At 49.3% G+C, this 14,071-nt stretch carries 14 protein-coding genes; 2 read left to right on the top strand and 12 right to left on the bottom strand.

All coding sequences use genetic code 11. From position 1 onward, the window contains the following. Nucleotide 1 precedes the first annotated feature (1 nt). The 5 genes from AC4ED1_RS04930 to AC4ED1_RS04910 all read right to left on the bottom strand — a co-directional run bounded on the left by AC4ED1_RS04930 (nucleotide 2) and on the right by AC4ED1_RS04910 (nucleotide 5,741). Nucleotides 2-967, bottom strand: coding sequence for a GDP-mannose 4,6-dehydratase (locus tag AC4ED1_RS04930; RefSeq protein ID WP_490936309.1), 966 nt, complete (start codon nucleotides 965-967; stop codon nucleotides 2-4). Continuing rightward, on the bottom strand, nucleotides 964-2,028 hold the full coding sequence (locus AC4ED1_RS04925) for a glycosyltransferase (protein ID WP_490936308.1): 1,065 nt from the start codon (nucleotides 2,026-2,028) through the stop codon (nucleotides 964-966). The genes AC4ED1_RS04930 and AC4ED1_RS04925 overlap by 4 nt, the downstream gene beginning before the upstream one ends. Next, a complete protein-coding gene (locus tag AC4ED1_RS04920) occupies nucleotides 2,022-3,155 on the bottom strand; it encodes a glycosyltransferase family 4 protein (protein WP_490936307.1) in 1,134 nt (377 codons plus the stop codon). The genes AC4ED1_RS04925 and AC4ED1_RS04920 overlap by 7 nt, the downstream gene beginning before the upstream one ends. Beyond that, the gene (locus AC4ED1_RS04915) at nucleotides 3,152-4,510 is read right to left on the bottom strand and encodes a glycosyltransferase (protein ID WP_490936306.1); all 1,359 of its coding nucleotides are present in this window, start codon (nucleotides 4,508-4,510) and stop codon (nucleotides 3,152-3,154) included. The genes AC4ED1_RS04920 and AC4ED1_RS04915 overlap by 4 nt, the downstream gene beginning before the upstream one ends. A gap of 85 nt (nucleotides 4,511-4,595) precedes the next feature. Next, nucleotides 4,596-5,741: a glycosyltransferase family 2 protein gene (locus AC4ED1_RS04910; protein WP_490936305.1), complete on the bottom strand. Its 1,146-nt coding sequence runs from the start codon at nucleotides 5,739-5,741 to the stop codon at nucleotides 4,596-4,598. Nucleotides 5,742-5,826: 85 nt separating this feature from the next. Between AC4ED1_RS04910 and AC4ED1_RS04905 the strand changes: the two genes are divergently transcribed. Then, a complete protein-coding gene (locus tag AC4ED1_RS04905) occupies nucleotides 5,827-6,861 on the top strand; it encodes a glycosyltransferase family 4 protein (RefSeq protein ID WP_490936304.1) in 1,035 nt (344 codons plus the stop codon). On the opposite strand, the gene AC4ED1_RS04900 is transcribed toward AC4ED1_RS04905, so the two are convergent. From AC4ED1_RS04900 to AC4ED1_RS04890, 3 genes are all read right to left on the bottom strand, one after another. Continuing rightward, the gene (locus AC4ED1_RS04900; RefSeq protein WP_490936549.1) at nucleotides 6,810-7,550 is read right to left on the bottom strand and encodes a sugar phosphate nucleotidyltransferase; all 741 of its coding nucleotides are present in this window, start codon (nucleotides 7,548-7,550) and stop codon (nucleotides 6,810-6,812) included. The genes AC4ED1_RS04905 and AC4ED1_RS04900 overlap by 52 nt on opposite strands. A gap of 37 nt (nucleotides 7,551-7,587) precedes the next feature. Further along, nucleotides 7,588-8,610 (bottom strand): mannose-1-phosphate guanylyltransferase, encoded by a 1,023-nt coding sequence (locus tag AC4ED1_RS04895; protein ID WP_490936303.1) that lies wholly within the window; start codon nucleotides 8,608-8,610, stop codon nucleotides 7,588-7,590. 101 nt (nucleotides 8,611-8,711) lie between these two features. Further along, nucleotides 8,712-9,806, bottom strand: coding sequence for an inositol-3-phosphate synthase (locus tag AC4ED1_RS04890; protein WP_490936302.1), 1,095 nt, complete (start codon nucleotides 9,804-9,806; stop codon nucleotides 8,712-8,714). Between the two features lie 203 nt (nucleotides 9,807-10,009). On the opposite strand from AC4ED1_RS04890, the gene AC4ED1_RS04885 reads away from it, so the two are divergent. Then, on the top strand, nucleotides 10,010-10,234 hold the full coding sequence (locus AC4ED1_RS04885; protein ID WP_490936301.1) for a hypothetical protein: 225 nt from the start codon (nucleotides 10,010-10,012) through the stop codon (nucleotides 10,232-10,234). A 130-nt stretch (nucleotides 10,235-10,364) separates the two neighbouring features. Here the strand turns inward: AC4ED1_RS04885 and AC4ED1_RS04880 are convergent, their stop codons facing one another. The 4 genes from AC4ED1_RS04880 to AC4ED1_RS04865 form a co-directional block, all read right to left on the bottom strand. After that, entirely contained in the window at nucleotides 10,365-11,648 is a 1,284-nt protein-coding gene (locus AC4ED1_RS04880) for an S-adenosylmethionine decarboxylase related protein (RefSeq protein WP_490936300.1), read from the bottom strand. A 136-nt stretch (nucleotides 11,649-11,784) separates the two neighbouring features. Next, nucleotides 11,785-12,447 carry a DUF2642 domain-containing protein gene (locus tag AC4ED1_RS04875; protein ID WP_490936299.1) on the bottom strand — a complete coding sequence of 221 codons (663 nt, stop codon included), beginning with the start codon at nucleotides 12,445-12,447 and terminating at the stop codon, nucleotides 11,785-11,787. A gap of 14 nt (nucleotides 12,448-12,461) precedes the next feature. Then, nucleotides 12,462-13,856 (bottom strand): arsenic transporter, encoded by a 1,395-nt coding sequence (locus AC4ED1_RS04870; RefSeq protein WP_490936298.1) that lies wholly within the window; start codon nucleotides 13,854-13,856, stop codon nucleotides 12,462-12,464. Further along, on the bottom strand, nucleotides 13,849-14,007 hold the full coding sequence (locus AC4ED1_RS04865; RefSeq protein ID WP_490936297.1) for a hypothetical protein: 159 nt from the start codon (nucleotides 14,005-14,007) through the stop codon (nucleotides 13,849-13,851). The genes AC4ED1_RS04870 and AC4ED1_RS04865 overlap by 8 nt, the downstream gene beginning before the upstream one ends. Nucleotides 14,008-14,071 lie beyond the last annotated feature (64 nt).

Genomic DNA, 14,071 nt, shown 5'->3' with positions numbered 1-14,071 from the left:
ATCACCCGCATACTTTGGCGCGCCAATAATCGAGCAGATCCCGCAACGTTTGCTCAAAAGGAATTTGCGGCCGCCACCCGGTTTGGCGGTGAAACTTCTCATAGTCCCCCAACAGAATCTCCACATCCGAAGGTCTCATTCTGCCGGGGTCTTGTTGAATTTCAATCTGCACCCGACTGAGTTGGAGCAGTTTATTCAGCATTTCTTCAATGGTATACGCAACACCGGAAGCAATATTGTACACTTCGCCGGGAATCCCCTTTTCCACAGCCAGCCAGTAGGCTCTTGCCACATCCCTGACATCGGTAAAATCCCGTTTCGCCCGCAAATTTCCCACATACAAAACAGGAGGTTTGATCCCCTTTTCGATTTCCGCAATTTGCTTCGCAAAATTGGAAGTGACAAACGCTTCTCCCCGGCGGGGACCGGTGTGGTTGAACGTACGGGTGCGGATTGCTTTGAGGCCGTAACTTCGGTGATACTGATAAGCCAGATAATCCTGTCCCACCTTGCTCACCGCGTAAGGGCTTAACGGGCGCAGGGGATTCTCTTCCCTGATCGGAACTTCGGCGGGATCGACTTGACCGTATTCCTCGCTGGAACAGGCGATTTGAACGGCGCAATCGAGACCGTGCTTCAGAACGGCTTCAAACAGGTTCACCTGCCCGATTTGATTGACCAACAGCGTCTCGGCCGGCGAATTCCATGACGTGGGCACAAAACTCTGGGCGGCCAGATGAAAAATGAAGTCCGGTTTGACCGTTTTGATCATTTCGTCGACAGAGTGGGGATCTTTTAATTCGCATTCCACCAAACAGATATCGTTTCGAATCCCTTCGAGATTCTCCATCCGGCTCCGCAGGCGATACGTGCCATAGACTTCCACGTCTTTTTTGTTCCGTAAAATCCATTCGGCAAGATGGCTTCCGGCAAATCCGGTGATTCCGGTGATCAAGGCTCTTGTCAAGGCGTGTTCTCCTTTCCTTCTCTTGTCGACGCGAATTTCCGGTAAAGTTCACGATAACTGCAGCTGATGCGGTCCCAACTGCTGGTCCGAAGAAACAAATCCCCGTTTGCAATCAATCGCTCCTGCAGAGTGCTGTCCAAGAGAACCCGACACAGCGCACCGGCAATTGTCCCGCTTTCGGCGTCCGGAATCTTGTACACCTCATCCTTCAAATCTGAAAAATACAAATAATCGGTTGTAATAACCGGTCTCCTGGCAGCCAGCATCAGCCTGACGGCTGCGGATATCCCTTTTTGACTGTGATCCGCATAAGGAAGCACGTTCACATCCATGCAATGCAGCAAATTGACGATGGCGGGTTCCGGCAGAAATTCTTTGCACCAGATGAAATGGTCGTTTTGATCAAATAGGGACTGCAGTTCCCGGAAGAAAGAGTAATAAGGATGATCTTCATTGAGGTAATCGGGATAATGGGTGAAAAAATAGCCTTTGATTTCGGGAAAATAGACCTTGATCTGATTCAGGGCGTCCATCAGATTGCGGATTCCTTTGTGGGGGAACGGAAACCCAAAAAATCCGATGCAAGGATACCCTTTCATGTCAAACAGCTTTCTTGTTTTTTCTTTTGCCTGAAGGGGGAACGAACTGCAGCCGATCGGCATGACAACCACTTTTTCCGGGGGGTAACCTTGCTGGACGCACAGTTTTTTTACCTCGTTGGAATGAACAATGATGCCGGAACTTCTGGCGGCAATCAATAAATTGTGGGAAATCAGGTTGCCGCTCCAGGAATGCAGGGTGGTAATGATGGGAATTCGCAGTTGGATCAAGCCGGTCATGATGTGATATAAAGCGGTGAAATCATAAATCGAATATTCGTATTGAAAGTGCACGAGGTCGATCGAATCGTTCTCGATTGCGGACAGAAGGTCCGCATTTAGGTCCGCATAAATTTGAACTTGGATTTGTTTACTGGCGATATGATCGATCAGTTGCCTGGTATAATCGGCGACTCCACATTGTTTTCCCCAGGTGGGGATGACCATTCCGATGTTTACCATGCCGGTTTCCCCTCCACAAAACCCAACAGGGCAACGATTCGCTCGATCATTTTGGCGGTGCTCCAATAACGCACGGCATGTTCTCTTGCCAATTTCCCTTTCTCTTTTATTTCCGCGGGATGTTCAACCGCATGCCGCATCCGTTTCCGGATATCGGCCAAAGAGGGAACCGCCCATCGCGCGCCGCTGTAAATCTCGTCGTTTGGAATTCCATACTTCAGAATGGGTTCCAGTCTTTCCACTTCCAGCAAATAGCCGTTTTCCTCATTTACAAAATCCAGATGCGCCGACCAATTGGTCGTGATCACCGGGATGCCGGAAGACATCGCTTCCAGCGCGGGCAGATTCCATCCTTCGCCGCGGGTCGGGATGACATAGCAGTCGCCTGCCGGATACAATGACGGAATTTCGTCATATGTCATGCCTCTTGTCAGAAGTTCCAGCACCGGGGGGTTCCGGACGCCAAGCATCCCGACCATTTCACTCCACGCGCGATGCATTTTGGCCCCGGTCGGATCGAATTGGCTTCCGTCATAGGTCTTGACGACCAGGACAACCGGATCCGCTCCGGTAAACTCCTCCAGATAAGCGCGTAGCAAAAGATCGTACCCTTTGCGGGGAACCCATTCAAAGTTGGACAAAAATACGAACCGTCCCCGGGTCTGCCCGAAAGTCATGGGCGTGACCGCGGGATGAAACCGGTCCACGTTGACCCCAACCGGAACCACCTTTATTTTTTCCGGCCGGACTCCGCTGTTTCGAAATGTGGTTTGGTTAAATGTCGACGGAACCCAGACTTGATCCATTTGATTGCATTTTTCCACCCACCGTGCAGGTAAACGGTCACATTCCAGCATGGTCATTCCAATGTTGAACCTGCCTGCAACGGGTTGAAAATCCTGCGCTTCGCAGATCTGAATGACCGGACCTTCCGGAAAAATCCCGGAACCGCAGAGCGCCAGCAGTTTTTGTTTTTGCGGAGAAGGCAAACCCGCATCGAGTTGACTCCAATCCCTTGGCAGGACGCGAATCGGATAGCCGCGGTCCAGCAGTCCGAAAATGATGGAACGGGCGGCTTCCGCGTAGCCGGAAGCGTCAAAGGCAGGGCAGATAAATGTCAGTTTCATTCCGTATTCCTCTTTTTAAACCGCCCGATCTGCGGCAGAAACAAATCCTGCCGGACCGCTTGACTGGAAGAAGTTCGCACCGGTTTTTTCCCGCCGATTTGAATCATCCAATGTTCGTAATACTCCAGACCGACGTTTTCCAAACCGGCTCTTTCCATCATTTCGCACAGCGCGGCATTGTCGAGGATGCAGCGGTGCCTTTCCCATCCGTCCCGGTCATCGCCGAAAATCAGTTTGTTAAAACTTTCGTTGCTGATCTCCCCTTTGGCATAGGCGGTGGCAATTTGCCGCCCGTCATAGGCGCGAACCATCACGTGGCCGCCCTCTTTGACGATCCTGCAGCATTCCCGGAGAGCCTTGACGACATCGTGATAGGGCAGATGCTCCATCAGGTAGCCGGGCACAATCACCTCGTCATACGTGTTGTCCGCCACCGGAATGTTCCGGATGTCTCCCACAATATCCACATGGGGCAACGGACGGATGTCCATATGTTCAAAACCGAGACTGATACAATTGGGCAGACATGCGATTTCCAGAGATCTTGCCCGCTTTTCCGCTTTCGCTTCGGATGCCGCAGCTTTGGAGGAGGCAACCGAATCCAGACGATTTCTCAAACTCTTTATGTCAACAGGGGGTTTCGTTCTCTCCCCTTTGTATCCTTTTTGTTCGATATATTCTTCGATCACCTGGGGATGCCTGTAGCGAAAAGGCCTTCTTTCCGCCTGCTCCAGCAGGTGTTTTTCCGTTCTGCCCTGGTAGTAGTAGGGTTCTCCCATTCTTCGAGCGTATTGCTGCAGCTTATCCATGATAAACGGCAGCGGTTTGGCATACCCGTAATGAACATAATGCAGGCCGGAATCGGCAATGACGGAACCTATCCCTGTCAACGATTCGTGCAAGGGATTGACAAAACGGACTTCCGGCCGGTTTTGAAAGAGAAAGATCCGTTGAAAACGGCTGTCGTGTTCATCCACATTCTGCATATGGCCCCAACCCAGCATCAGATTAAAAAACCGGCAGGTGTATCCGTCAATCCGATCGTATTCCACAAGAACAGGGAGAACCTCTTCGATGTCCCGATAAAAAACTTCATCTCCGCCCATATATAAAATCCAGTCTCCCTGGCACCTGGAAAGAGCAAAATTGCCCAATCCCGAAAAATCTTCCGTTGTGTTCTCAAACCAGCGCACTTTGTCGAATACGCTCAACCGTTCGCGGGTTTGATCCGTCGAACCGTTGTCAACGACCACGATTTCATCCACCGCGTTATAAATCGAAAGGATCGAATACGGGGCAAATTCCTCCTCATTTTTTACATAATACATGGCACTGACCCGAGGACGGTTTGGCAAAAACGACAGCCTCCTTTCTCTCCGATTCGCCGAACGTTCAAGTTTACACTATGCTGAGTTGGCGGAATTTGTTATGGAACAGCGATTATTTGGGTTTTCCGCCATGTTGGGAGGCTCTGTTGATCCATGTATGGACATTTTGCGGATCGGGAGGGTGTTTCCAACGATTTTCGTCAATCCGAATAACCGGCAGAAAAATCGACCGATTTTTTGTCAGTTCCCAAGCGATTTCCTCATCATTGGTAAAAATCGCTCCGTGCCCGGCGCTTTTCAGATTTTCCAAAAACGACACAACAGCAGGATTGAGCTCATCCACCTTTTCCAGGTAAATTTGACAGCCGTGTTCCCGCAAGCCGGCCATCAGATTTACGATTTTTTGCGCGGGCGGAAGATAACATCGTTTGCTCAGGACAAAGATCAGGGCGAGATTCCGCAGCGGACGGACCGACGCATAATTCTTCCACCGCGTCCAAAATGTAACGTGCGACCGCAACTCCTCTTCATACCATTCATCCGGCTTGTCTTCCCTATGTCTCCCCCTGGTTGATCCTTCGTCATGTACGGCAGCCGCCGTTCCGCAATACACCACCCGCCAGCCCGCCTGCCGGGCCCGCAGACAAAAATCCACATCCTCATAAGACAGGAGATAATCTTCACACAGAAAACCGACATCCGCAAGCACCTCCCTTTTGATCAGCATCAGGGCGCCGGTGACAGCCGTTGCGTCGTAGATAAGACGGGCTTTCGGATAATCGCCTTGCTGCCCCCTGTATAAGTGCTCATAGCGTTCCCCCGGCAGCAAAATGCCGCCGGCATGCTGGATCGTCCCGTCCGGATAAAGCAATCGGCAGCCCACTATCCCGATATTCCAGGCGGCTTCCGCCGTTTTTAGCATGCGCTGCAGCCAACCCGGCTGTTGAAAAACAACATCGTTGTTCAGAAGCAACACATATTTTCCCGCCGCAACCTTCAACCCCGCATTCACCGCTTTTGCATAACTGTTGCGCGACGGCATTTCGATCAGCTTAAAACCGTACAGGAAAGCGAGATTCCTGATTTTTTCCCTTTCTTCCTGTCCGCTTCCGTCATCCACCACGATCCATTCACAAGGAACATGACGGACCGTTTGAATAAAACTGGAAATGCAGCCTGCAACCAATTCCGAACCGTTCAGCGTCGGTATGATCACACTGACCAAAGGCTGAGGGTCAGGCTTCTTTTGCAATTTCATGTCGTGATCACCTTGATGGGAAGGTCAAAGCGTACTGGCTTCCCACATAAAATGTTAGAAACATCATTCAGGGAAAGTGGTCGATATGAAAATCGCATTTTATTACGATTCTTCATTTGATTGGAATGACAGCGATCTTGAAACCAGGGGAGTCGGAGGTTCCCAACTAGCCCTCATCCGGATTTCCCGCGAGTTTGCAAAACGCCATGACGTTACCATCTTCAACAGCACGTCCCGGGAAGGGGTTTACAATGGTGTACGGTACCGCCATTACCGCTCCTTTCATCCGGACGAACGGTGGGATGTATTTATCAGTTATCGCTGCGCTTTCCCTTGCCCCTACGTCAAAGCCTCCTGCAAAATTCACTGGTGCATCGACCCGGGCGACAACAGCGTGGAAAAAGATCTGCCCTATCTCGATAAGATCCTGACCGTAAGTCCGTTTCATACCAAAATGATGCGCAATATTTTTCATATCGACGAAACCAAAATTTATGAAGCTCGTCTGGGAATTCAGGCGGACGAGTACAGAGAACCCCTTCCCAAGACAAAAAACAAGCTGATTTTCTGTTCCGCGCCGGAACGGGGGCTGCAGCACGTCCCTCTCATTTATTCCCTTGTCAAACGGCAAATTCCCGATGCTTCCCTGGTTATCACGATGGATTACAGTCTTTGGGGATTTGCGCCCGGAATCGAAACCTACCGCGATTTGTTCAAAGGATTGGAAGGGGTGAATTATCTGGGAAAAATTTCGCGCCGGCGGTTGGTCGAGGAACAAAAAACCAGTGTGATTCATATTTATCCGTGTGACGGACCTTACGAAATGTTCTGTTTGGCGTCTATGGAATGCCAAGCTGCCGGAACTCCGACCGTCGCCACAAGCCAAGGCGCCCTCTCCACCACTGTTTGTGACGGCGAAACCGGTTTGTTGATTTACTCATTGCCTGACCATGACCCGAATTTCTATCAATCATTCGCGGACGCCGTCATCCACCTTTTAAAAAATCCCTCCATATGGCGGGAGATGAGCAACAGAGCCAGAGGGAGGGCACTTTCCCAATTTTCTTATCAAGACCTGATCCTTGAGTTGGAAAGAAAATTCAATGAGTGGTGCAATTGATTCACTTTGTAATAAGACTGCAAAGTTCCCGCATCTTCCCACCACCCCTGTAAAATGTCATAGGAAAGCTCTCCGGTCCGGATAAAATGATTATTGACGTCCGTTATTTCCAGTTCTCCTCTGGATGAGGGAGACAACAGCGCGATGATGTCAAACACCTCCGGTCTGTACATGTAAATACCGGTTACCGCATACCGGGATTTCGGTTCGCCGGGCTTTTCTTCAACGGATACAATTCGCTGCTCCCGCAGCTCGGCTATGCCAAATCCGCGGGGATCGTCCACCTCTTTCAGGAATAGTTTCGCTTTTTCATGCCCTTTGACAAATTGTTCGACAAACGGAGTCAGATCATCCTCAAAGAGATTGTCTCCCAACAGCACAACACAGGGGGACGTTCCGGCAAAATCCTTCCCCAGGAATAACGCTTCCGCAATGCCGCCCGGCTTCTCCTGCACCCGGTAGGTCAGACTCACCTGAAAATCGCTGCCGTTTCCCAACAGCCGTGCAAACTCTCCCACATCTTCCCTGCCGGTAACAATGAGAATGTCCCGGAGACCGGCTTGCCTCAACTTTAAAATGGGAAAATAAATCATGGGAAAGGGGCCGACCGGCAACAGATGTTTATTGCAAACCTTCGTCAGCGGATACAACCTGGTGCCCTTGCCGCCCGCAAGTATAATTCCTCTCACGCTCTTTCCTCCCGCCTCCATCCGCCGCCGGCGTTTTTCAGACAAGATTTTTGATCTCCTGTTCTTTGTCCTTGCGACAAATGAGAACGGCCTGATCCGTCACGGTGATGATCAGGTCTTCGATCCCAATCGCTCCGACGAAAACTTTTTCGCTGTAAACAATGCAGTTGTGAGTGTTCAGGAGTTTGTGTTCGCCAACCACCACATTCCCGTCGCGATCTTTCCCGATCAGTCTTTCCAACGCCGACCAATTGCCCATGTCATCCCACACAAAGTGCCCGGGTACAAGGTACGTGCAGGGAGCTTTCTCCAACACACCGTAATCAATCGAGATTTTCTCCAACTTCCCGTATTCCTCCCGAAGGGTCTTCCTTTCGTGCTGTGTACCGAGGCCCGCCCGGATTTTCCGCAGACTGTCCGCCAGGACCGGCATATACTGCCCGATCAGGGTTTCGATGGTAGAGGCTTTCCAAACGAAAATACCGCTGTTCCAGTAGTAGTCCGGAACGTTCGTCCAGCGTCCTGCCGTTGACAGGTCCGGCTTTTCCGTAAATCTTTCAACCGACAACAGATTTTTACGAACCCGCTCCTTCACCTTAATGTACCCGTATGCGGTTTCGGGTCTGCTCGGTTGGATCCCCACGGTAACGACGCACGGAAATTGTTCCGCCTGGTGATAGGCTGTCAACAAAGCGTCGCGAAAAGCATCCTCGCCATCGATATAATGGTCGGAGGGAATTGTAATCAAAACAGGATCTTGACCGTTTTGCAAAAATCGGGCCGCGGCCAGTCCGATACAAGCCGCGGTATCCTTCGACTCAGGCTCGACGATAATATTTCCGGCAGGCAGCTCCGCCTGTTCCTGTACATACGGCACGTACTTTTCCACCGTAACCACATAAATATCTTCAAACGGCAGAAAAGAGGCCAACCGGCATATCGTTTTTTGGAACATGGACTGTCTGCCTAAAAACGGGATAAATTGCTTGGGCAAATCCGGTTTGCTTTTCGGCCAAAGCCTGGTCCCGTTGCCGCCGGCCATGACAACCGCTTTTAACACCCCAACTACCTCCTGACTGCTTCCCCCATTTTTCCCGACCGATTTATTTACCAAGATATTAAATTCCGCGGCAAACGGAAACGGCGTTTGACCTTCTGTTGTCATCTCTGAATTTTTCCTTTAATGAATTGCTCCATCCGAATTCGGGCTTCCTCATCCGTAAGTTGAATATAAGGGTGTTTCATGGTATAGGCTGCCACCGAAGGCAAGGCGCCCGCCACCCCTCTGTCAAGCGCTAGCTTGCAGCAGCGTATGACGTCCATCACCACACCGGCGCTGTTGGGGGAATCCTCCACGGACAGTTTGACGTCAAGTTCGACTCGAACCCCGCCAAATTGCGTTCCCTCCACCCGGATATAGCAAATTTTGTTGTCGTTTAGCCAGGGAACATAGTCACTCGGACCAATATGGATGTTTTCTTCCGGGAGGGGCGTATCCAGTTGGGATTGAACCGCTTCCGTTTTCGACGCTTTTTTCATCGACAGCCGTTCACGATTCAACATGTTTAGAAAATCCGTATTTCCCCCTATGTTTAATTGGTACGTGCGGTCGATGCGCACACCCCGTTCTTCACACAGCCGGGTCAAAACCCTGTGAAGGATTGTCGCCCCGATCTGGGCTTTGACATCATCCCCGATGATCGGCAGTCCCGCGGCTTCAAACCGGGAAACCCATTGCGGATCGGAACCGATAAAAACAGGGATGCAATTGATAAAAGCAACGCCCGCCTGCAACGCACACTGGGCGTAAAACGCCGTGGCCCGTACGCTTCCAACCGGCAGATAATTCAGCATCATTTCCGCTCCGCTTCGTCTTAACTCGGCCACAACGTCACACTCAGGTTCCTCCGAGACGAGAAAGCGCCTGTCCATCGGATAGGTTTCCATATGGCCCGAAACGCCGTCGCAGAGCCGCCCCTTTTTTACAATCACGGCTGACTCTTTCATTTGTTCAACAAAGACCCGTGTGCAGTTGGGCGGCGCGAAAATCGCTTCATGCAGGGGTTTGCCGACTTTGCGGACATCGATATCAAACGCGGCTACCACTTCAATATCTTCAGGGACATACCCGCCGATTTCGGGATGCATCAAACCGACCGCTTCCTCTTTGCCGCAAGATTTATAATAGTGAAGACCCTGAATCAGGGAAGAGGCGCAATTCCCCACTCCTACAACAGCCACCTTGATTTTTGACACAGCCGTTCTCCTCCTTGACAAAAATTTTGGCTCCCCCATCTCACCGCCACGACAGTCTATGCATCGCTTATGTCCAAATCCACAAGGCAGGAAAAAGCGAAATTTGGGTAAATCACTTCCCCAAAACGTCCGAACTCTTTTGCGTTTTTTCAGAATAAATTGTTAGTGTACAACATCTTCAACACGGATGGGAGGAGCGACAAATGCCAAAAATAAAAAAAGTCGAAATAAATAAGCGGGCACAATCGAATAAATCCGAGAACAAAACCCCGGCCACATTCGATTATTCCGCAGACGCGCCCGCCAACGGAGCCGGTAGCGGTCCGTTTACAGGACCCGGGACAGGGCCTGGGACCGGAATCGGAACCGCTCCCTATACCGGGCCGGGTACAGCCCCCGGCACGGGACCCGGAACCGAATTGATGTGAATCACCATCTCATCCGGAAACAAACGTATCGGGAGGAACCATATGGAGGAATTTGTCTGTATGGTTCTTTTTCCGTTTGTTTTCCCAAAATGCAAAACGCCCTGCCGTCGGGCGTTCCCAATTGCCGGAATCATTTTGTCTGCTTGTCTTTGAATTGCCTCATTCTTTTGTGAAGCGGCCCGTCAGACCTTTTATTTTGGCCGTAAACAAACTGTCCCATATGGTAAGTCAAATATTCTCCGTATTTGCTTTTTGTTTCACGCAACAGTTTATCGACATAATAGACTCCGCGGGGGAGACCGTCCAACAGCAAACTTGAGACGGCTGCGTAGATTCCGCAAGCCACTTGGAAATATGTCGCATTTGTTTTATATTTAGCAGATACACTTGCATTGCTCATCTCATTGTACAAAAAAAGTTCCTTGTCCTCATAAACCAGGAGCACGCCCACCAAATCTTTTCCTGTTAATTTCGCGTCGTTGGGGTCAAGGACTTTATGCTTCCAATTCCATAAATCATCCGCATTTTGCAGATTCTCCCGCAACAATTTTGTTGTATGGTCGTTGACTTTGTAGATAAACCCAACTTCCATATCATACAATTTTCCCAATGTGAGCGTTTCTTCATGGGGCATTAAACAGCCGTAAAATTCTTTATCGCCCAAGGTTACTTTAAACTCCAGTTCATACACACGGTTATACAAAAAGTGCGGAACGCGATGTTTGACAAACATGGGATAACTTAAAATCGCCTCGTCAAGAAAACATTCCACCGACCAGGACACGTAGATCGTATCCGTTCGCGCCACTGACTTGTCGGCATAAAACGAATCGTCAAGCTCCACAATATAGCAGCCTTTCGGTTTTTTCCGCGGCAATTTTTTCATCAGTTCGAGCGCCATCCATTGGACAACACCGGGGTTCATCCCTGAACACACAATCGCCGAGGTTTTCGAAAAACTCTTCCTTTTCGCCTCGAATCTTCGATACCGTTCGATTAGCGTGAATCCCTCGAGATCCTCATTCTGATCCACCTCGGTGCTTTCCAAAGCGGAGTTGGCATAGAGGACCCCCAAATCATTACAACTTTCGAGCATCTTGACTGTATCCGCCCACGAAACGTCAATCACAAGAGCAGTCTTTGTGCTGGCAAGATGTTTCTTAAATCGGTTTGTGTCATTAAGGTCAAACTGATGCAAGACCAATTTATTTTCCAAATTGGGGCAGAGATTCTTAAAAAATTCCCGCTCTTTTTGGTTTCGATCGACCAGATGAATTTCACAATTCCGGATATAAGAATGGATCGGGTCGTTTCCGTCCATTGCCGATTGGTTTAATATGGCGAGAACTGCCCTGGCCGCTCCACCGCCGCTGCCAAGTATGGAAATGACGGTTCTCCGTTGATTTTTCAACAATCGATCCCACTTCCTCTCATTCTGCTCCCATGCTATGCTGAATCCCGGAAGCGGTATGGACAGCTTCCGTATGCATACGTCTGCAAAACACAAATGGGTTAGGAAGCTTGGTTCCTCCCCCATTTACATGAAACTGTCAAGGCAAATGAACCGTCTTGAGATGTTGAAGATTCCAATAGATTTTTTCGCCGTCCGCCATGACCAGTTCAAGAACATTGTTTTGTATCTTTTGCAGCATTCCCACTTTGTCCGGTTCTTCGCCCAAATCAAAAATCACCATGGTTCCTTCCAGCTTTTGCAATTGTTCACGGAAAGTTCGGGCCAGAGTCAAATGTGGGGGATTGGCAGGAACCTGATGCTTCTTAAGCAAGTAGGGCATTGCATGGCGGTCTTTTGGAATTAACCATTTCAGGTGGGTAAGTGGAATGAACATCGTTTTGAAAACCGGAGAGTAAAACACAAAGTAATTGCTTAAGATATTGGTCAGATACCCATAGATGGGTTGTTTCCCGGTTACATAAATCTCCAAAAAAATCCCCTTCGCATTGTTTAGTATTTTTCTGTATGAGATTGGATCTATGTCATTGTCAATAGTGGAACCGGAGGGATTTTGGATTTCAGAATCACCTGAGTTATTTGGCTTACAATGCTGGATGTGGGAAAAAGGGATATACACAAACTGCCGTCCATCGTGAATAACCAAAATATCCAATCCGGAGTCGACCAGAAGCCCCGTCCATTTTATTTTTCCCGAAATCTCCAAATCCACTTTTTTCCCAATAAAATCCTGATAGCTCATTACAACTCCTTCTTTCAATAAAATAGCCACTCTGTCCAAAAATAAAGACTTAATAAACTGATAAGCAAGCCGATCGGAATGATCATCACCGCAATTTTAAGATATTCATGCCAGCTGACAGGTATTTTGTTTTTCCTCAAAATGAACATCCATAACAATGTTGCCAATGTTCCCATTGGGGTCATAAGCGCACCGATGTCGCTTCCGATAATGTTGGCAAGGTACGCCACCTGAAGGGTATGCAAGTCGAGCCCCATTTCCGTCAGGGCGAGGGTGCCGATCATAACTGCAGGCAAATTGTTGCATACATTCGACAGGACAGTAAGGAATACCCCGATGATTAAACTGGCATTCAGATGGTTCATTGCGACAAGCTCCCTGAAGTGTTCGACAAGAATGAAGGTTAAACCCGCGTTTCGAAGTCCATAAACAATTACATACATGCCAAAGGCAAACACAAGAATATGCCAAGGGGTATCCCGAATTACATCGGAAATTCCGGTTCCTTTCCGTTGCCACCTGACCGCAATCATCATACAGGCACCGACGATGGCAATCCATTCAATGGAAATTCCAAAGTTTGAAAAGACAAAGAAACCGGCTCTGACCAGTATGACGATCGCAAGGCAGACACGGAACATCCACCAATCGACGGATGAATCCGAATCCCGGGTTTCCTTGCTCAGAGGAGCGGATAATGGGTGCCTTCGCAAATGGTCTTGCCAACGCCAACCATCCTTGTCGGATAAAGGGAAGTCCGTTCCTTGAAAAACGGGGATCTTTCTCGGAATATCTTTTCTGAAATACAGAAAAAGAAGCAATGCGATCGTAGAAATCCCAATCATGGAGGGAACAAACATCATGGCTGCATAGGTGTTTAAATCCAAACCGACAATTTTCAGGGCGATCAGATTCGCCAAGTTGCTGACGCCGATCGGCGCACTGGCTGCGGTAGCAACCAGTGCACCGGAAAACAAATACGGCATCATCTGCTTCCGTTTCAGCTTTAGAATCGAAACTGTTTGAATGATAATGGGAGTGGTGATCAGTATGCTACCATCATTATTAAAAAACATTGTCATTAAAAAACACAGCAATTTGACGTTCCAATAAAGTGCAATCCCCGATCCCTTTGCTCTATTCACCAGATTGAAAGCCACCCAGCGAAAGAAACCGATACTCTCCAGCACAATCGACATGATGATCGTCGAGAGAATCGTGATCGACGCCCCGTTTACAATGCCGAATATTCCAAATATATCAGAGAAAGGAACCGCTCCCAACGCAAAGACCAATGTCGCCCCCACCGCTGCAGGAATCGACTCATTGATCCCATGCGGCCTCCACAGTATAAACAGGACCGTAAAAGCAAATATAACGATCGTATATACGGCTGTAATATCAAGCATTTGAGTTCGCCCCGTTGCCGTATGAGACAGGGAAATCAACTTCAAGCGGCACGGTTGAATCGATCTTGGCAGCGGCTTGGGGAATACTGGGCGGTTTCACTAGAGAATGAAATAAGCAGCCGGCCAGTACAAGAAAAACCGCGATGAACACTGTTTCCTCCTCCCCCCTTTTTGTCAAGCAGGCCCTTTTTAGCCGGTTTATTGCGGGGAAGCAC

The sequence above is a fragment of the Effusibacillus sp. SKA8 genome (assembly GCF_058273125.1).
The sequence above is the reverse complement of the archived record's forward strand: the minus strand, read 5'-3'. Positions and strand labels throughout refer to the sequence as shown.